At 65.0% G+C, this 17,584-nt stretch carries 14 protein-coding genes and 2 pseudogenes; 9 read left to right on the forward strand and 7 right to left on the reverse strand.

Annotated features, from left to right (window positions below):
• Positions 1-3 precede the first annotated feature (3 nt).
• The 3 genes from kynA (at position 4) to RRX38_RS22810 (ending at position 3,365) form a co-directional block, all read left to right on the forward strand.
• Positions 4-855, forward strand: a complete 852-nt coding sequence (kynA, locus tag RRX38_RS22800) for a tryptophan 2,3-dioxygenase (RefSeq protein WP_315960750.1) — start codon at positions 4-6, stop codon at positions 853-855.
• A gap of 249 nt (positions 856-1,104) precedes the next feature.
• Positions 1,105-2,520: an amino acid permease gene (locus RRX38_RS22805; protein WP_315960751.1), complete on the forward strand. Its 1,416-nt coding sequence runs from the start codon at positions 1,105-1,107 to the stop codon at positions 2,518-2,520.
• A gap of 170 nt (positions 2,521-2,690) precedes the next feature.
• Positions 2,691-3,365: a lytic polysaccharide monooxygenase auxiliary activity family 9 protein gene (locus RRX38_RS22810; protein WP_295470531.1), complete on the forward strand. Its 675-nt coding sequence runs from the start codon at positions 2,691-2,693 to the stop codon at positions 3,363-3,365.
• A gap of 488 nt (positions 3,366-3,853) precedes the next feature.
• Here the strand turns inward: RRX38_RS22810 and RRX38_RS22815 are convergent, their stop codons facing one another.
• Entirely contained in the window at positions 3,854-4,324 is a 471-nt protein-coding gene (locus tag RRX38_RS22815) for a RidA family protein (RefSeq protein ID WP_315960752.1), read from the reverse strand.
• Between the two features lie 130 nt (positions 4,325-4,454).
• On the opposite strand from RRX38_RS22815, the gene RRX38_RS22820 reads away from it, so the two are divergent.
• Both RRX38_RS22820 and RRX38_RS22825 read left to right on the forward strand, forming a co-directional pair.
• Positions 4,455-5,873 carry a PLP-dependent aminotransferase family protein gene (locus tag RRX38_RS22820; protein WP_315960753.1) on the forward strand — a complete coding sequence of 473 codons (1,419 nt, stop codon included), beginning with the start codon at positions 4,455-4,457 and terminating at the stop codon, positions 5,871-5,873.
• Positions 5,874-6,283: 410 nt separating this feature from the next.
• The gene (locus RRX38_RS22825; RefSeq protein ID WP_315960754.1) at positions 6,284-7,069 is read left to right on the forward strand and encodes a transporter substrate-binding domain-containing protein; all 786 of its coding nucleotides are present in this window, start codon (positions 6,284-6,286) and stop codon (positions 7,067-7,069) included.
• A 6-nt stretch (positions 7,070-7,075) separates the two neighbouring features.
• Here RRX38_RS22825 and RRX38_RS22830 read toward each other — a convergent pair whose 3' ends face one another.
• The 3 genes from RRX38_RS22830 to RRX38_RS22840 form a co-directional block, all read right to left on the reverse strand.
• Positions 7,076-8,389: a nitrate/sulfonate/bicarbonate ABC transporter ATP-binding protein gene (locus RRX38_RS22830; RefSeq protein ID WP_295470539.1), complete on the reverse strand. Its 1,314-nt coding sequence runs from the start codon at positions 8,387-8,389 to the stop codon at positions 7,076-7,078.
• A gap of 10 nt (positions 8,390-8,399) precedes the next feature.
• Positions 8,400-10,124 carry an ABC transporter permease gene (locus RRX38_RS22835; RefSeq protein ID WP_315960755.1) on the reverse strand — a complete coding sequence of 575 codons (1,725 nt, stop codon included), beginning with the start codon at positions 10,122-10,124 and terminating at the stop codon, positions 8,400-8,402.
• Positions 10,125-10,386: 262 nt separating this feature from the next.
• Entirely contained in the window at positions 10,387-11,400 is a 1,014-nt protein-coding gene (locus tag RRX38_RS22840; RefSeq protein WP_315960756.1) for a GlxA family transcriptional regulator, read from the reverse strand.
• Between the two features lie 107 nt (positions 11,401-11,507).
• Between RRX38_RS22840 and RRX38_RS22845 the strand changes: the two genes are divergently transcribed.
• Positions 11,508-12,362 carry an alpha/beta hydrolase gene (locus RRX38_RS22845; protein WP_315960757.1) on the forward strand — a complete coding sequence of 285 codons (855 nt, stop codon included), beginning with the start codon at positions 11,508-11,510 and terminating at the stop codon, positions 12,360-12,362.
• A 7-nt stretch (positions 12,363-12,369) separates the two neighbouring features.
• A complete protein-coding gene (locus RRX38_RS22850; RefSeq protein ID WP_315960758.1) occupies positions 12,370-12,993 on the forward strand; it encodes an FMN-dependent NADH-azoreductase in 624 nt (207 codons plus the stop codon).
• Between the two features lie 9 nt (positions 12,994-13,002).
• On the opposite strand, the pseudogene RRX38_RS25165 reads toward RRX38_RS22850, so the two are convergent.
• Together RRX38_RS25165 and RRX38_RS25170 are read right to left on the reverse strand one after the other, a co-directional pair.
• Positions 13,003-13,539, reverse strand: a pseudogene (locus RRX38_RS25165) (methyl-accepting chemotaxis protein); the annotation flags it as partial.
• A 327-nt stretch (positions 13,540-13,866) separates the two neighbouring features.
• A pseudogene (locus tag RRX38_RS25170) lies at positions 13,867-15,027 on the reverse strand (HAMP domain-containing protein); the annotation flags it as partial.
• 488 nt (positions 15,028-15,515) lie between these two features.
• On the opposite strand from RRX38_RS25170, the gene RRX38_RS22860 reads away from it, so the two are divergent.
• Both RRX38_RS22860 and RRX38_RS22865 read left to right on the forward strand, forming a co-directional pair.
• On the forward strand, positions 15,516-16,256 hold the full coding sequence (locus tag RRX38_RS22860) for a substrate-binding periplasmic protein (RefSeq protein ID WP_315960760.1): 741 nt from the start codon (positions 15,516-15,518) through the stop codon (positions 16,254-16,256).
• 119 nt (positions 16,257-16,375) lie between these two features.
• Positions 16,376-17,095 carry a class I SAM-dependent methyltransferase gene (locus RRX38_RS22865; RefSeq protein WP_315960761.1) on the forward strand — a complete coding sequence of 240 codons (720 nt, stop codon included), beginning with the start codon at positions 16,376-16,378 and terminating at the stop codon, positions 17,093-17,095.
• A 156-nt stretch (positions 17,096-17,251) separates the two neighbouring features.
• Here RRX38_RS22865 and RRX38_RS22870 read toward each other — a convergent pair whose 3' ends face one another.
• A complete protein-coding gene (locus RRX38_RS22870) occupies positions 17,252-17,548 on the reverse strand; it encodes a chorismate mutase (protein ID WP_315960762.1) in 297 nt (98 codons plus the stop codon).
• Positions 17,549-17,584: the final 36 nt, after the last annotated feature.

Here is a 17,584-nt window from a genome sequence, read left to right on the forward strand (position 1 = left end):
TTCATGAGCCAATGTCCCTATTCCCACGGCAACGCCGAGCAGTGGCATGACGCCAAGCTGGATTTCAGCAACGACATGAGCTACGGCGATTACCTGGACCTCAAGCGCATCCTCAGTGCCCAGCATCCGCTGTCGGAGGACCACAACGAGCTGCTGTTCATCATTCAGCACCAGACCTCCGAGCTGTGGATGAAGCTGATGCTCCACGAGCTGCGCGCGGCCCGCGAACAGCTCAAGCAGGGTGACCTGCCACCGGCGTTCAAGATGCTCGCGCGGGTGTCGCGGATCTTCGATCAGATGGTCCACGCCTGGGCCGTACTGGCAACCATGACACCCAGTGAGTACGTGGCCTTCCGTCCATCGCTGGGACAGTCGTCGGGCTTCCAGTCGTTCCAGTACCGGGAGATCGAATTCATCCTCGGCAACAAGAGCGTGCCGCTGATGCAGCCCCATGCACACCGGCCCGAGCTGCTGGACGGCCTGCAGAAAAGCCTGGAAGAACCGTCGCTGTACGACGAGGCCATCCGCCTGCTGGCCAAGGCCGGCCTGCCGATCGATGCCGAGCGCCTGGAGCAGGTGGCACCGACCCGCACCCTGCGCAACGACTCGGTCGAGGCGGCCTGGAAAGTGGTGTACCAGAACCCCAGCCGGTACTGGGACCTGTACCAGCTGGCCGAGAAGTTCATCGACCTCGAAGACTCGTTCCGCCAGTGGCGCTTCCGCCACGTGACCACCGTGGAGCGCATCATCGGCTTCAAGCAAGGCTCTGGCGGCACCGAGGGCGTGGGTTACCTGCGCAAGATGCTCGACACCGAGCTGTTCCCCGAACTGTGGAGCCTGCGTTCCACCCTCTGATCGAACCGGCGCGCGCTGACCCTGCGCGCGCCGTGCTGCGTGCCTGAACCCCGAACATCGAACAATAACAAGGACAAATCTGATGCCCATCGACGCCACCCCACGACCGTACCCGACTTCCAGACTGCCGTTCTGACGCCCGCCGACGATTGCTTCGCCAGCGGACCAACATGACCTGCATCCACGTCGGTGGCTGCGCATGACTGCGCGCTGAACCTGCGGGGGTGTCTGTTTGATCGAGGTGCATCCATGACTCACGAAACGTCATCGGCCGGCTTGCAGCGCGGCCTCAACAGTCGTCACATTCAGCTCATTGCCCTGGGCGGCGCCATCGGCACCGGGCTGTTCCTCGGTTCGGCCGGGGTCCTCAAAACCGCCGGTCCGGCGATGATCCTGGGCTACGCCATTGCCGGCTTCATTGCCTTCCTGATCATGCGCCAGTTGGGTGAGATGGTGGTCCAGGAGCCAGTGGCCGGCTCTTTCGGCCATTTCGCCAACCGTTACTGGGGGCGCTTCGCCGGGTTCCTGTCGGGCTGGAACTACTGGATCATGTATGCGCTGGTGTGCATGGCCGAGCTGACCGCCGTGGGTAAATACGTGCAGTTCTGGTGGCCGGAGATTCCCATCTGGGTCAGTGCCGCGGCGTTCTTCGTGCTGGTGAATGCAATCAACCTGATCAACGTCAAGGCCTTCGGGGAAACCGAGTTCTGGTTCGCGATCGTCAAGGTCGCGGCGATCATCGGCATGATCCTGCTGGCCAGCTACCTGCTGGTCAGCGGCGAGGGCGGCCCACAGGCGTCGCTGAGCAACCTGTGGAGCCATGGCGGGTTCTTCCCCCACGGGGTCAGCGGGATGTTCATGGCCATGGCCTTCATCCTGTTCGCCTTCGGCGGCATGGAGCTGATCGGCATCGCCGCCGCCGAATCGGATGAGCCTCGGCGGGTGATTCCCAAGGCGATCAACCAGGTGGTGTACCGCATCATCATTTTCTACATCGGTGCCTTGACGCTGTTGCTGGCGCTGTATCCCTGGGACCAGTTGCTCGACAGTCTCGCTGCCAGCCAGGACGCCTACGGTGCCAGCCCCTTCGTGAAGATCTTCGCGCTGATCGGCAGCGACCTGGCGGCCCATGTGCTCAACTTCGTGATCCTCACCGCAGCGTTGTCGGTGTACAACAGCGGCGCCTACTGCATGAGCCGCATGCTGTTCGGCCTGGCCGAGCAGGGCAATGCGCCGAAAGGCTTGCTGCGTGTCAACCGTCGCGGCATTCCGGTGCCGGCGGTGCTGGTCTCGGCGGCGGTGACCGCATTGTGCCTGGTGATCAACTACCTGCTGCCGGGTGAAGCCTTCGAACTGATGATGGCCCTGGCCGTGGCGGCGCTGCTGATCAACTGGATCATGATCAGCCTGACCCACCTGCGCTTTCGTCGCGCCCTCAAGGCTCGCCGTGAAACACCGCACTTCAAGGCGCTGTGGCATCCCATGGGCAATTTCATCTGCCTCGCCTTCATGCTGATGATTCTGGTGGTCATGCTGCTGATTCCCGGCATCCGCATTTCGGTGTTCATCATCCCGGTATGGATTCTGGTCCTCTGGGCCATGTTCCGCTTCAGCAAGCCGCCTGCCGCCGGCGCCGCCCAGCCGGCGCCCAGCGCCGGGCTCTAGGCTGGCAGAAGTCTCAGGTCCGCTGCCTGGCCAGGTCTGTTAGGGTCCGGCTGTCCGCTCCGCCGTGGGGCGGGCAGGGTGCCTGAGGGTGGTCATGGGTGCGGCGGCCAACGATCCGCCAGCACACCGCGTGGTCCAGGTCGCTTCTTCACGCAAGGAGAACCAGCACCATGAGAGCCAGAGAACTGAGAACCGTCGTCGACGATTTCCTCGACCGCCTGTTCGCCGCCTACGCCGCCGGCCAGCCCCGACATGGTCGCGTCATCAATCCCAAGTCCCGCGCCGTCTACCTCAACGAACAGGGGGAGCTGGACGAAGGGCAGATGAACGAAGTGGAGGGCGGCAAGGGCTTTCCCGGCACCACCGCCGGCTACGTGGACCCTGCCGGGCCCGACGATGTGAAAGGTAAGGCGCCGCCGGCAGATGGTCTGATCGCCAGCGGCGGGCACACCGACGCGCGGGTCAAGCTCAACCAGCCCGGCAGCCACTGGCCCAAGCATCCCGTCAAGTCCGGCTCCACGCTGACGGTGGAATGGAACTACTCGATGCCGCACAAGACCCGGCGCTGGACCTACTGGATCACCAAGGACGGCTGGAGCCCCAGCCAGCAGCTGGTGCGCGCGCACCTGGAGGACAAGCCCATCCACGAGGTGGTCAATACCTACCAGCCGTACTGGGGACCGGACGCCGAACAGGAGTTGATGGCCCGCAACCCCACCATCCACCAAGTGCCGCTGCCGCAGCGCAGCGGCCATCATCTGTTGCTGGGGGTGTGGAACGTGGCCGATACCGAGGCCGCGTTCTATCAGGTGATCGACCTGGATTTCGGCGATGGCCAGTCGTGATCAGGCCGCTTCTCGGCTAGACCCAATACTGTTCGCTTGAGCGGCATGTGGCCCGGTGGGAGCGGCTTTAGCCGCGAAAGCGCCAGGAAATTCACTGCATCTGTTGTGAACAGGCGGTCGCTTCGCGGCTGAAGCCTCCTACCCGGCCTAACTGACCAGTATTGCGGCTAGACCTGACCGACCTGTATGAGGTTGAGCATCCGGCGCAGCGGGTCAGGCAGCGCCGCTGCGATTCGCTCAACCTGTCCTCGGGCACAGTGCACCTCGCCCTGTTCCCAGCGATCCCATTGCATGTCGATACGCAGTTCACCCTGGCGCAGAATGGCCCAGGCGTGATCCAGGCCGCCGCCTTTTCCATGGCCCAGCCGGCGTCCACCAGCGCATCGCGCAGGGCCAGCCAGTCGGCTTCGGGGAGGTCAGCGAGGATCAGGGCGTCGGTCATGGTCGTTTGCTCGCAGGGCGGGTGAGCAGTTTCGACCCTGCTCGTCTCAATCGGCAATGGCCAGCAGATCAATCTCCACGGCGGCATTCTTCGGCAACTGATACACCCCGACCGAAGTGCGCGTGTGGACACCCGCTTCACCCAGCACCTGGTGGAAGATCGCCGAGGCGGCGTTGGCCACTTCGCTTTGCTGGCAGAAGTCGCTGGCCGACTGCACGAAGACGTTCATGCGTACCAGACGGCGAATGCGTTCCAGCGAACCCAGATGCGCTTCAAGCAAGGCCAGGCAACGCAAGGCGCTGACCTGCGCGGCGATCTGTGCGTCTGCCAGGCTGACCTCGGCGCCGACCCGGCCGGGGTGGACGACGCTATCGTTGACCCGGGGGATCTGCCCGCTGACGTGCACCTGGTCGGCGTGCTGGATGACCGGTACGTAGTCGCCGCCAATCTTCGGCATTCCCTCGAAGCGGTAGCCCAGCTTCTGCAACGCGGCCTGGTAACGCTGTGTTCTGCTCATCGATGCCTGGCTCCTCATCTGTTCACGACCCGGTTGGCCGCGCACGCAGGTTAGAAAAACCCTCCGCTTGAGCACCAGAAACACTCTGCCTAGAATCCACCGGACTTTACTGCCCGGACGACCCGTACAGATGCAGATCCAGCGCGCTGCCATCGCCAGTATTGCCTACCTGGCGGGTGAACCACGGGGCCGGCAGATCGTCGAGCACATCACCGCCTGCATCACCGATGGCCGCCTGGCACCGGGCGTACGCTTGCCACCGATCCGCGAGCTGAGCGGCCTGCTGCAGGTCAGCAAGTCGACGGTGGTGGAAGCCCTCGACCGGCTGCGTGCTGCCGGGCTGCTCACCGCCCGGCAGGGGGCCGGTTACTACGTGGCTCGCGATGCCCTGGCCAGCGCACGGCCAGAGCCGGTGACCAGCACGGCGCCCGCCCCGGACATTCTCGCCACCCTGCGTCAGGCGCTGCTGCTGGACAACGGTACGCGGCGCCCCGGTTGTGGTTTCCTGCCGGCGGCCTGGCTGCCAGACCAGGAACTGATGAAGGCCATGCGGGGCACGCTGCGCGCCAGCGCCCTGCGCATGGGCGAGTACGGTGCCGTGCCGGGCTACCTGCCGTTGCGCCAGACCTTGCGCCATAAGCTGGCGGCCTTGGGCATCCAGGCCGGGGCGGGGCAGATCGTCACCACCGCCAGCACCGTGCAGGCCGTGGACATGCTCTTGCAACTGCTGCTGCAGCCGGGCGATACCGCGCTGCTGGACGAGCCGGGCTATGTGAATTTTCGCGCCGCGCTGACACTGCGCGGTGCGCGGGTGGTCAGCGTGCCGCGTAGCCGTGACGGCCTGGACTTCGCCGCCCTGGAGCGTCTGCTGGGTAGCGAACGCCCGCGGGTCTACCTGACCAACAGCACGCTGCACAACCCCACCGGCCACAGCTTCAGCGTGCTGCAGGCGCAGCGCTTGTTGGAGCTGTGCCAGCGCTTCGCGGTGCAGGTCATCGAAGACGACATCTACTGCGACCTGCAGCCAGACGCACCGCGCTTGGCTGCCTTGGGTGGCCTGGCCAGGGTCAGCTATGTCTCCGGCTTCTCCAAGACCCTGAGTGCCAACTGCCGAGTCAGCTATGCCGTGGTCGAGGCGCAACTGGCCGAGCGGCTGCAGGCGCTCAAGCTCACCAGCGGCGCGGTAACCTCCGAACTCACCGAGCAGGTCATCCAGCGCATGCTGCTCGAAGGCAGCTACGAACGGCACACCCGACGCCTGGTCGACCGCTTGTATGAGTCGGGTGCCCGGGTTTCCCGCTGGCTCGCAGAGGCCGGCTGCACGCTGCACTCCACGCCCGGGCAGGGACTGTTCATCTGGGCGCGGCTGCCAAGCGGCCAGGAGGCCGTAGCGCTGGCGCGGCGGGGCCTGGCGCAGGGCCTGGTGCTGGCGCCCGGCGCGTTGTTGAGTCAGGCGCCTGACGCTTGCCACTTCATGCGCTTCAATGTCGGGCACAGCGACAGCCAGGTGGTACGCGATGCCTTCCTGCGCCTGCTCGAGGGGCGCTGAGCCTGGCCGGTTGGATGCGCCTGCGCTGCCGGGCGACATATTCTTGCGACGCCTCGACAATCACTGCGCGGGCCGCTGCGGCCTCGGGCACAGGGCTCGATCTGCATCTATTCTGAGTCAATGCCGATACAGGTCTGTCACGCGTTGTGTGCATCCGTAGAGCGGCTTTAGCCGCGAAATAGCCGGAACGATCAGGGCATCTACGGTGACCAACAGGCAGCCCCTCGGCTAAGCCAATGCGGTTCGGTTGGACCAGGCAGGTGCGGCACCCGCGCGAAGCGACCTCATGTTCACCGCCGATGCAGTGAATGTTCTGGCCCTTTCGCGGTTGAAGCCGCTCCTGGCAGCCCCGACCGAGCTGTTTTGGAGCCAACGCCGACCCTGTGCTTCATCCTGCCAGACTGAGCCAAATGCCTTCCTCGATGCGTTTTCTCCATGCCCTTCGCCGCCGCACCCTCCAACTGGGTTGCGCCGTGCTGGCATTGTCTTGCGAGGCTGTGGCGGCGGCCGAGCCCTTGCCGGTGTACATGCTCGAGGCGCCACCGCTGACCATGTCCGGTCCGCCCGGCGAGAACGGCATCCTCGGCGATGCCGCCCTGTTGGCCGGTGCGCTGGCAGATCAGCCGCTGGCGCTGCAGTCGTTGCCATGGAATCGCGCGCAGCGCATGGTCCAGCAGGGTCAGGATCTGTTGATCATTCCCCTGTCGCGCACCCCCGAGCGGGAAAGCAAATACACCTGGATCGCCCCGGTGATGACCATGGAACGCGCCTTCTTCAGTCTCAGCAAACAGGTCGGCAGCTTTGCCGAAGCGCGCCAGACCTATCAGCGCATCGCCGTGGGCATGGGCAGCGCCCAGGAACAGAAACTGCGCGAAGAGGGCTTTTCCGACGAGCAGATCTACCCGTTGAAAATCGGTGAGAACCCGGCGCAGATGCTTCTGCTGGGCCGGGTCGACGCCTGGTTCAACGGCGTACCGGAAACCCAGTACATCTGGAAGGGCGTGTCCAGCAAGCCGCTGTTGATGAGCCCGCCGCTGATGAGCGCCGACCTCTACCTGGCCTGTTCGGCGCAGTGCAGCGAAGCACGGGTGCACAGCCTGCGCCAGGCGGTCGAAACGTTGCGCCGCAACGGCACCCTGAACCGCCTCATCCACCATTACCTGTATGGCCTGCCCAGCGACAGCAGCGTGCCCTGACGTGGCTCAGCGGCCCACCGGTTCCAGGCGTGCCAGGGTGAAGCTGTGGTTATGGAAGTTGTATTCGAACAGTTCGCTGTAACGTCCCCATTCGATGACCACCTTCACCACCCGCAGCGCCTCGTCTTCGTTCATCCACTGCGCCAGGCGCTCCAGCACGGCTGCCCTGGGCAGACTGCCGGCCGGGTCGAGGTGCAGGCGGTCGAGTATGAAGTTCACCAGGGCGATGCGCCCACGGCACTGGCGGGCGAACAGATCCTGGCGGCGCGCCTGGGTGGTGGTCACGTAGTGTCGGCCCTGGCGGTCCAGGCGCAGCTGGCCGTCCTCGATGTGCGCCAGGCCCAGCAAGGCCAGCGCTTCGCACACCGGCAGCAGCTCTTCGTCGGGCAGTTCGGTTTCCTCGGCCAGCTCCGGCAGGCTGGCCTTGCCTTTGAACGGTTCGGCAGCGAGGCGCTCCAGCACGCTTTCCAGACGCGCGATATCCGCTTCCGGCAGGCGGTAGCCCAGCGGCGCGGCCATGTGCGCGCTTTCCTGTGCGGGCACCGGGGTTTCCTGACGCTGGGTCATCAATGCATAGACCTGGGCGACCAGCGCCCGCACGGCTGGCGAATCGGGGTCGCGGGGGCGTGGCAGGTCGACCTGCAACTGGGTACGCACGCGGCCGGGGTCGCTGTCGAGAATGACGATACGGTCGGCCATCATCACGGTTTCCTCGATGTTGTGCGACACCACCAGGATGCAGCGCGTAGCCAGGCGGCGCTCCTGCCACAGTTCGAGAATGTCGTCGCGCAGGTTCTCGCCGGTGAGCACATCCAGCGCCGAGAAGGCTTCATCCATCAGCAGCACTTCCGGGTTGGTCACCAGGGCGCGGGCGATGCCCACGCGCTGGCGCATGCCGCCGGACAGCTCGCGGGGCAGGGCGCCGCTGAAACCGGACAGGCCGATCAGCTCCAGGGCCGCGCTGGCCAGGCGTTCGCGCTCGGCGGGCTTGACGCCCTGGGCCTCCAGGCCCAGTTCGACGTTCTGCTGCACGGTCAGCCAGGGAAACAGCGCGAACGACTGGAACACCATGGCAATGCCGTTCACCGGGCCATGGATCGGCCGCCCGCGATACAGCGCCTGGCCTTCGTCGGCCAGCACCAGGCCGGCGATGATGCGCAGCAGGGTGGATTTACCGGAGCCGGAGCGGCCCAGCAGGGCGACGATCTCGCCTTCCTGCAGGTGCAGGTCGACGCCCTGCAGCACGGTGCGCGAAGTGCCGTCGGCGGCCTTGAAGCCTTTGTCCACGGCCTTGAGTTGAATCAGTGCTTGGGTCTTCATCGCAATCCCCTTAACGACGGGTTTCGGCACGCAGGAACAGGCGGCGCCAGAAGAAACGGTTGAGCAGCATCACGTACAGGCACATCACCCCGATGCCCAGGGCGATGCGGTGGAAGTCGCCAGCATCGGTCATCTGCTTGATATAACTGCCCAGGCCCTGGGCCTGCAGCGTGGTGTCGCCCCAGGTCACGTACTCGGCGACGATACTGGCGTTCCACGAGCCGCCGCTGGCGGTCACCGCGCCGGTAAGAAAGCTCGGAAAAACCGCTGGCAGGTACACCCGCTTCCATTTCAGCCAGCCACTCAGGCCCAGGTTGTCCGCCGCCAGGCGCAGTTCGTAGGGCATGGTCGAGGCGCCGGCCACCACGTTGAACAGGATGTACCACTGGGTGCCGAACACCATCAGCGGGCTGAGCCAGATGTTCGGGTTGAGGTCCAGGCGCACCAGCACCACCACCACCAGCGGAAACAGCAGGTTGACCGGAAACGCGGCGAGGAACTGCGCCACGGCCTGGACTTTCTGCGCGTAGCGCGGGCGCAGGCCGATCCAGATCGACAGCGGTACCCAGACCAGCGAGGCGAGGACGATCAGCACCATCACCCGGGCCAGGGTCAGCAGGCCCAGGCCCAGCACATGCAGGGCTTCGCCCCAGCCGACGTCCTGGTGCACGAACAGCGTCAGTTGCACCAGCGCCGCCAGGCACACCAGCAATAGCAGCGCGTCCCAGGCCCGCGGCCACCAGCTCGGCAGTTGCAGGCTGCGCCGAGGCGGCTGGGTGCCGTCGCCCTGCAGCGGGAAGGCGCCGATGGCGGTCTGTACACGGGCCGACAGACGCAGGCTGGCGGCACGGATCCAGCGGCTGCGCCGCCCCCAGTCGAGCACCCAGGAGCGCTGCGCGGTTTCGCCCTGTGCTTCTTCGAAGCGAAAGCGGTCGGCCCAGGCCAGCAGCGGGCGGAAGAACAGCTGGTCGTAGAACAGGATGCCCAGCAGCATGGCGCCGATCGCCCAGCCGATGGCGCCCAGGTCGCGCTGGTCGATGGCCACGGCAATGTACGAACCGATGCCGGGCAGCTTGATGTCCTGGCCGGCCACCGAAATCGCCTCGGCAGCGACCAGGAAGAACCAGCCGCCAGACATCGACATCATCATGTTCCATAGCAGGCCCGGCATGGCGAAGGGCAGCTCCAGGCGCCAGAAGCGCTGCCAGGCCGAGAGGCGGAAGATCCGCGCCGCTTCATTGAGTTCCGCCGGCAGGGTGCGGAACGACTGATACAGGCTCAGCGCCATGTTCCATGCCTGGGACGTGAAGATGGCGAAGATCGCCGCGCACTCCACGCCCAGCAGGTTGCCAGGAAACAGCGCGATGAAGGGCGCGATGGCGATGGCCTGAAAACCCAGGATCGGCACCGACTGCAGTACGTCCAGCAGCGGGATCATGGCCTTTTCCGCCGCCCGGTAGCGCGCCGCGATGGCGGCGAAAACGAAGGCGAACAGCAGCGAGATGCCCAGCGCGGTGAACATCCGCAGCATGGTGCGCAACAGGTAGTAGGGCAGCTCGCTGGGGTCCAGGGAGATCGGCGTGGGTTCGCCGACGATGAACGGCCGGCTCATCTGCATGGCGCCCCAGGCGGCCAGCACGATGGCGGCCAGCACCAGGGGCAGCAGCGCCCAGTCCCAGCGGTTGGGCGCGGCGCCGCGCAGGCGCGAGGCCTGGTTGCGAAAGGAAATATGCATCGACTTACCTCGGCCCGGACGCGCCGGCAGGTAAGTCGCAGACGAGGCTCAGCCCGGCGTGCGGCTCGACCGACCAGCCCGTGGCGGGCATTGTCGTTTGATTGTCTTGGTCGCTTGCCCGTCCAGCATCAGCGTGGCGGGCCGGCGACTACCGGGATAACTGTCCATGGCTCTCGTCGTTTAATGGCAAGGTGCCTCTGTTGAGACCTGCGCTTTATACGAGCGTGTACGCGACGGGTCAACGAGGTATGGCAAAACTAAATTACATTTCATCTGTTGACAGCATGGCGCAGCTTCGCCGCTTGCCCAGCCATTCCACATAGCCGCTTGGCGACAAGCCCATGACCTGGGCGAAAGCACGCCGGAACGACGACTCGTCGGCGTAGCCGGCCTGCATCGCCACCTGTTTGACCCGCGCCCCCGGGCTTTGCAGCAAGGCGCAGGCGGTCTCGATCCGCACCCGGGTAATGAACGCCTTTGGGGTTTCGTTGAGCAGTTCCTTCAGGCGCCGGTGCAAGGTTCGCTCGCTCAGCCTCAAGCCTTTCGCCAGCGCCTGCGCAGTCAGCCCGGGACCGGCCTGGCGCACCGTCTGTTCGGCTTGCAGCAACAGTGGGCTGGTGGCGTTGATAAAGCCCCGGGGGGCATAGACGGTCTGCGGTAATGCCTGGTTGTCGGTCACGGCCATGCTGGCGGCCAGCCTGGCCACGGTGTCGCCGGCCAGGCGCCGGATGACGTGCAGGGCCAGGTCGATCCACGACAGCGGCCCGCCGCTGCTGATCACCCGGTCGTGTTCTTCCAGGGCTGAACCCCATACCGCATCGGCCTTGGGAAAGCGGCGTTTGAAGATCGGGTGCAGCCACCAGGTGGTGGTGCAGCGTCGGCCATCGAGCAGGCCCGCTTCGCCGAGTACGAAAGCACCGGCGCAGGCCCCGGCGACCAGGCCACCGTGCTGGTGGTAGCGGCGCAACCAGGCCGCTGCCTGGCTCACCGCGGCGCAGCGGGGCGGGCTGCCGTCGGTGTCCAGGGCCATGCCGGCGATCAGCACTGCATCGCAGCCCAAGGCGTCGTCGAAGCGCCCATCGACCTGCACCGTTCGCCCCTGGGCATCCATGACGGCGGCGGCATCCGCGCTGACCACCAGGGTCTCGAAAACCACGCCGGCAGAGCCGCCGTCCGGGGCATTGCGCAGGGCCTGATTGGTAATCCAGAACAGGTCGACGAGGCCCACCACGGCGGAGTGCAGGCAGCCTTCGACGGCAACGATGGCGATACGCATGGGGACCTCGGCAGGTGCTGGCGAACTTTGCTCGGTAAGTGGCAAGCCTGCCATCTGTTGCGTATTCGTACAACGCATAGACTCACCGAAACCCAACGGAGAGCCTCATGAACGTGCCGAGATTCAGCAGTGTGGTGCACGCGGTACTGGCCCGGTTGAAGCCCGGTGGCGTCCGTTGCCTGCTGGCTGCCCTGACTGGAGTGTCCATGACCCTTGCCCTGCTGCCCCCGGCCGCCCAGGCCGATGCGCCGCCCATCCGCAACATCGTGCTGGTGCATGGCGCTTTCGTCGACGGCTCCAGCTGGCAGCGCGTGGTGCCCGAGCTGGCTCGCCTGGGCTATCACGTCACTGCAGTGCAGAACCCGCTGACCTCGCTGGAAGACGACGTACGCGCCACCCAGCGCGTGCTGGAGCGCCAGCACGGCGACGTGCTGCTGGTGGGGCATTCCTGGGGCGGGGCGGTCATCACTCAGGCCGGTAATGCGCCCAACGTCAAGGGCCTGGTGTACCTCTCGGCCCTGGCGCCGGACAGCGGCGAGTCGGTCGATGACCTGCTGCACCGGCTCAAGGCGCCGATGACCGGCCTCACCCCGGATGCCCATGGCCTGGTGTGGCTGGATGATCCCGATGCCTTCCATGAAGTCATGGGCAACGACCTGAGCAAGGAGCTGGCCCACAGCCTGGCCGCGCTGCAGCAACCGATTGCCGTGGCCGCCTTCACCGGCAAGGTGCGCCACGCCGCCTGGCGCGACAAGCCCAGCTGGTACCTGCGCACCGGCCAGGACCACGCCTTGCGGCCCGAGGTGCAGCAGGCCATCGCGCAACACATCAATGCCCAGGTGCGGTCCATCGAATCCAGCCATCTGTCCATGCTTTCGCACCCCAGGGATGTGGTCGTCTTGCTCGATGAAGCCGCCAGGCAGGCGGGCGCGGACCAACGCAGTACCACCCCCAATAGATGAGGTTCAGATGAACATTCTGCATATCGATTCCAGCCTGTCGGGCGATGCCTCCATTACCCGTGAACTGAGCGCCGCCATTCTGGCCGAACTGCTGCGCCTGTACCCGGCTGCGCAGCGCAGCTATCGCGACCTGGTGCAGGACGACATCCCGCACCTGACCGGACCGATCGCTGCCGGTTTCCGCCCTTCGAGCTTCAGCGATTTCGATGCGGCCACGCTGCGCGAACATCAGCGTTCGGCGGAACTGGTCGAGGAGTTCCTGGCTGCCGATGTCCTGGTCATCGGCGCGCCGATGTACAACTTCTCGGTGCCCAGCCAGCTCAAGGCCTGGCTGGATCGCATCGCCCAGGGCGGGCGTACCTTCCGCTATACCGAGCAAGGCCCGGTTGGCCTGTGCGCCGGCAAGCAGGTCATCGTGGCGTCGGCACGCGGCGGCTTCTACGCCGGAACGGCGCTGGAGCGCATGGATTTTCAGGAGGACTACTTGAAGGCGTTCTTCGGCTTCCTCGGCATCAGCGACGTGCGCTTCGTGCATGCCGAGGGTGCCTCCCGTGGCGCCGAGGTGCGCAGCGCGCAGGTTAGCGCCGCGCTGGCGTCGATTGCGGCAGTGGTCAGGCCGCTGCCGGCCTGACCCGCGCCATTAGACGCTGAAGCGCCCGACCACGCTGCGCAGCTGCGCGGCCAGGCCGGCCAGGTCGTCGGCGGTGGTGGCGTTGGCGTTGATGCCACCCATCAGCGTGGCGGTGCCGTTGCGGATATCGGTGACGTTGCGGTTGATGTCCTCCGATACCGCATGTTGCTGCACCGCCGCGCTGGCGATCTGGGTGTTCATGCCGGCGATGCGTTCGACGTTATCGTTGATTTCGTCCAGGCTGCTGGCGGCCTGTTCGGCCGAAACGATGCACTCCTGGGCCTTGCCGGTGCCGACGTTCATCTGCTCGACGGCTTCGGCGGTGGCCTGCTGCAGTTGCTGAATGATGCGGCGGATTTCCTCGGTGGAGGTCTGGGTGCGTGAGGCCAGGGTGCGCACTTCATCGGCGACCACGGCAAAGCCACGACCCTGCTCCCCGGCCCGCGCGGCCTCGATGGCAGCGTTGAGAGCCAGCAGGTTGGTCTGCTCGGCGATGTTGCGGATCACCTCGATGACGCCGCCGATCTCCTGGCTGTGCTGGGCCAGCGCCGCGACCTTGTTGGCGCTGAGTTCCACTTCGCGGGTCAGGGCACCGATGGTCTCCCGGGTGCTCTGCATTACGCTCAGGCCCGTGTTCGACGCACGGGTGGCCTGGGCCGCAGCGCTGGCAGCGCCCTCGGTGTTCTGTGCCACGTCGGCGATGCTGGCGGTCATTTCATTGATGGCCGTGGCGACCTGTTCGGTCTGGCCCTGTTGCGAGTTCATCGAGTGCTTGGCCTGGTCGATGGACTGGCTCAGGTGGCCGGCCGCGTCGGCCACGGAACGTGCACTCTGCTCGACTTCGGTCAGCGAGGTGCCGAACGCCTGCACCATGTCATTGAGGGCATGGCCGACGTGGGCCATTTCATCCTTGCCGCGCACGGTGACGCGCACGCGCAGGTTGCCCTGGGCGACTTCGCGGGTGACGTTCTGTACCTCGTCGATGGCGCTGCGCAGCGAACGGTAGATACCGCTGAACAGGTAGGCCACCAGCAGGCCCATGACAGCGAGACCGATGATCAGAAGCGAGCGCTCATTGGACTTGGCGGTCACGCGCTGGGCGAGGATGTCGCTCAGGGTCGCCTGTGCCGAATCCAGGGCCTTGTACAGGTTGGCGACCACGGCGTTGCCTTTATCCGCCAGGCTCTGCACGTTGCTGGAGCTACCGTCGTAGGCGGCGATCAGGCGTTCCATGTCGCTGCGGAAGCTTTCCAGGTCAGTGAACGATTGATTGAGCGAAGCCAGCAGTTTGTCGGCGGCTTGCGGCGCTTCACGGCGCAGCAGGTCCAGGCTCTGGCGCAGCTCTGCGCGCAGTTGGGTTTCCTGTTTCAGCAGGGCGCGGATGGTGCCGCGTGCTGCGGTGCTGGGCATCTGCCCTTCGCGCAGCGCGCCGGCCTGCCCACGCAGTTGCCCGACGATGTTGATCTGGCGCGGCAGGCGCAGGGTACTCAGGTCGATCAGAAACAGCGAGGCGTAGTCTTCATCGAGCACCATGCCCGAGGTCGCGGAAATGAAATAGATGAAGTTGAGCACCTGCGAGAGCTGATCGTTCCAGTCTTCGAACAGCGCCAGCGGGTTGCTGCTATCGCCGGCACGCTCGATCAATTGCTGGGCACGACTGCGCAGGCGCTGAACCCGGTCGGTGGTTTCCAGCTGGCCGCCCAACTGGCGGTCGATGCTTTCCAGGCGCGCGAAGGCTTCGAGCAGTTTGCTCTGGTTGGCGGCCAGGTCGCCCTGCACGCTGGTGTCGCCGCTTTGTACGCGGAAGGTCAGGGCGCGCTGCAACATCGACAGGCGCAGTATCGGTGTGACATCCAGCAGGTACTGCTGGCCGACCTGTTCGCCACGCAGGGATTCGAGGTTGTCATTGAGCTGGCTGATGGTCCGCCAGCCCAGGAACAGCAGCGGAATGAGGACGATGATCGCCAGCAGGCCGAATTTGGCAGGAAAGCGCAGACGGTTCGTCAGGTGCACGGCGGGGGCCAAGAGGTTCATGGGCGTTCTCACGGTAAGAGCAGATCTGTTTTAGGAGTTATTAGGTGAGAAGGGTCCGTTTTCCCGAGGTGTTCCTGCACTGTGCGTAAAAGTGCCAGGAGCCTTTTTACCTGCAAGTGAAAAAATAGTGGCTATTTGATTTCACCTGATTCCGATCCGACCTGCACACTGTGATGAAGGTTGCATGTCAGCCTGATAAATCTTTATGCGGTTCGTTGAGCACCCGCGGTATGCCGCTCTACTGACGACTGCATTTAGCCGGGTTTTCTGCATGTGTCTGGAACGGACCCGCTTCTGGACGACGCATTGGGCAGGTAAAGCTGTCGAATAAGTAGCCGACATATAGCCATGTGCAGGTAATGCTGGGTTTTATGAGTGGTCGCAGGAACACGTGACGGCAAGAACCGTATTGGCGCGGGCGACTATGCTTGCCATGCAGGCGGGATCATTAGGTCGCTGCCGAGCCTCTTTTTAACCAGGCCGAACCTATGAGACGTTCGCTACGTGTGGTCGCGTTGCTGACTCTGTTATGCGCCGCCTCGGGCAAGGCCGAGCCCTATCAGGTCGTCACCGAAGAGTGGGCGCCCTACAACTATCGGGAAAACGGCCGGCTTACCGGGATGAGCACCGAGATCGTGCAGGCGATCATGGCGCTGACCGGCGACCGGTTCGAAATCACCATGCTGCCCAGCATGCGTGCCAGCCATGTGCTGCGCACGCGACCGCGGATGATCATGTATTCGATGTTCCGCACCCCGGAACGCGAAGCGCTGTACAAGTGGGTGGGGCCGGTGGTCGAAGAGTCCATCCACGCCTACCAGCGCAGCGGTATGCCGCAGATCGACAGCCTGGCACAGCTGCGCCGGGCCGAACGAATCACGACCCGGTCTGACGGGCTGATCCCTGACACGCTGCAGGCCATGGGCCTGAGCAACCTGGACAAAAGCGCGACGGACAACCTGCAGTTGTACCGCATGCTCATGGCCGGTCGTACTGACATCATCGTCGGCGATACCGATGCCGGAGTGGCGTACTACAGCCGTCAACTGAACATGCCTGTGGGCACCCTGCGGCGCATTCCGGTCGAGCTGTACCGTGCTTCGCTGTACATCGCCTTCAGCCTTGACTGCGACGACAGTCTGGTGGACGACTGGCGCCATGCACTGGAGCAATTGCGCGCGACGGGCGAACTGGCGCGCATCCAGCAGCGCTACGAGCAGCTGCCTTGAGGATAGTGCCCACGTTGATCGTCGCTGTCATTCCTCGCAGGAATGACCTAAATGAAAAATGGCGATTTAAGGAGTTTGAATCCGAGGGCTAGAGTGTGGGTTCACACAGGAGCTTGCCCATGACTGCCCCGCCCGTTGACCCCGCTGCCAAATTCGACGCTTCGCGTGCCGCCGAGTACGCCGTACAGAGCCGCATCGCCCTCGCCGGTTATGACGCCTGCCATGAACTGACGGCCTGTGTGCTGGCCGCCAGCCTGGGGGAGCGGGCGGCGGCGCGCATTCTGGTGGTGGGCGTGGGGGGCACCGGCCAGGAGATCATCAGCCTGTCGACCCTGCGTCCGAGCTGGCGCTTCGTCGGCGTGGACCCGGCACCGGCGATGCTGCAAGCCGCTGCAGGGAATTTGCAGGCCCAAGGGCTGCTGGAGCGCACCGAGCTGGTGGAAGGCAGCGTGGACGACCTGCCGGACGAGGCGAGCTTCGACGCGGCCACGCTGATCGGCGTGCTGCACCATGTGCCCGGAGACGAAGCCAAGCAGCGATTGTTGGCGTCCATCGCCCGGCGCCTGCCCAGCGGGGCGCCATTGGTGCTGGCCGGCAATCACTACCGCTATGCCGAGCAGCCGTTCCTGCTCGACGTCTGGGCCGAACGCTGGCGTCAGCAGGGCGCGACGGCGCAAGAGGTGCAGGCCAAGTTGGGCAAGATCCTCCAGGGCGCCGACCCGCCGGCTTCCGAGGAAGCGGTGAAGCAATTGCTGGAGCAGGGAGGCTTCGAACCGGGCCAGCGATTCTTCCAGAGCCTGTTCTGGGGCGCCTGGGTAGCGCATAGAAGCGCTATCTAGACGGGTAGGCGGCTTTATGTGCATACAGGCAGGTTAGGCGCGCTCAAGCTTTTGTTGGAGCTTGCTCGCGATTAGGCCGGCGAAGTCAATGCATCTGCTGTGAACATGCGGTCGCTTCGCGGCTGAAGCCGCTACTACGGCATCTGCCTGTCGCCCTCAGCGTGGGGTCAAGGCGGCATGGGCCTTGAGTTCTTCGGCGATGAACGCAGCGATCATCGCCCGGTATACGTCTTCCACCACATCGGGCGCGGCGCCGGTCTGTTCGGCCAGCGCACGCACCCGGGCGATCACCTGTTCGACCCGCTCCGGAGCACGAACGTCCTGGGTGGTTTTCTTGAAGGCGGCAGCCTGGGTCACCAGTTGGCCACGACGGGCCAGCAGGCTGACCAGTTCATGGTCGATATGGTCGATGCGTTGGCGAACTTCTTCCAGTGAAGTGCAGGGGGCGGTCATGCGTGGCGTCCTTGAAAAGCCAAGTGGCCGCCCACC

This window comes from Pseudomonas sp. DTU_2021_1001937_2_SI_NGA_ILE_001 (genome assembly GCF_032463525.1).
In the GTDB taxonomy this organism is placed as follows: domain Bacteria; phylum Pseudomonadota; class Gammaproteobacteria; order Pseudomonadales; family Pseudomonadaceae; genus Aquipseudomonas.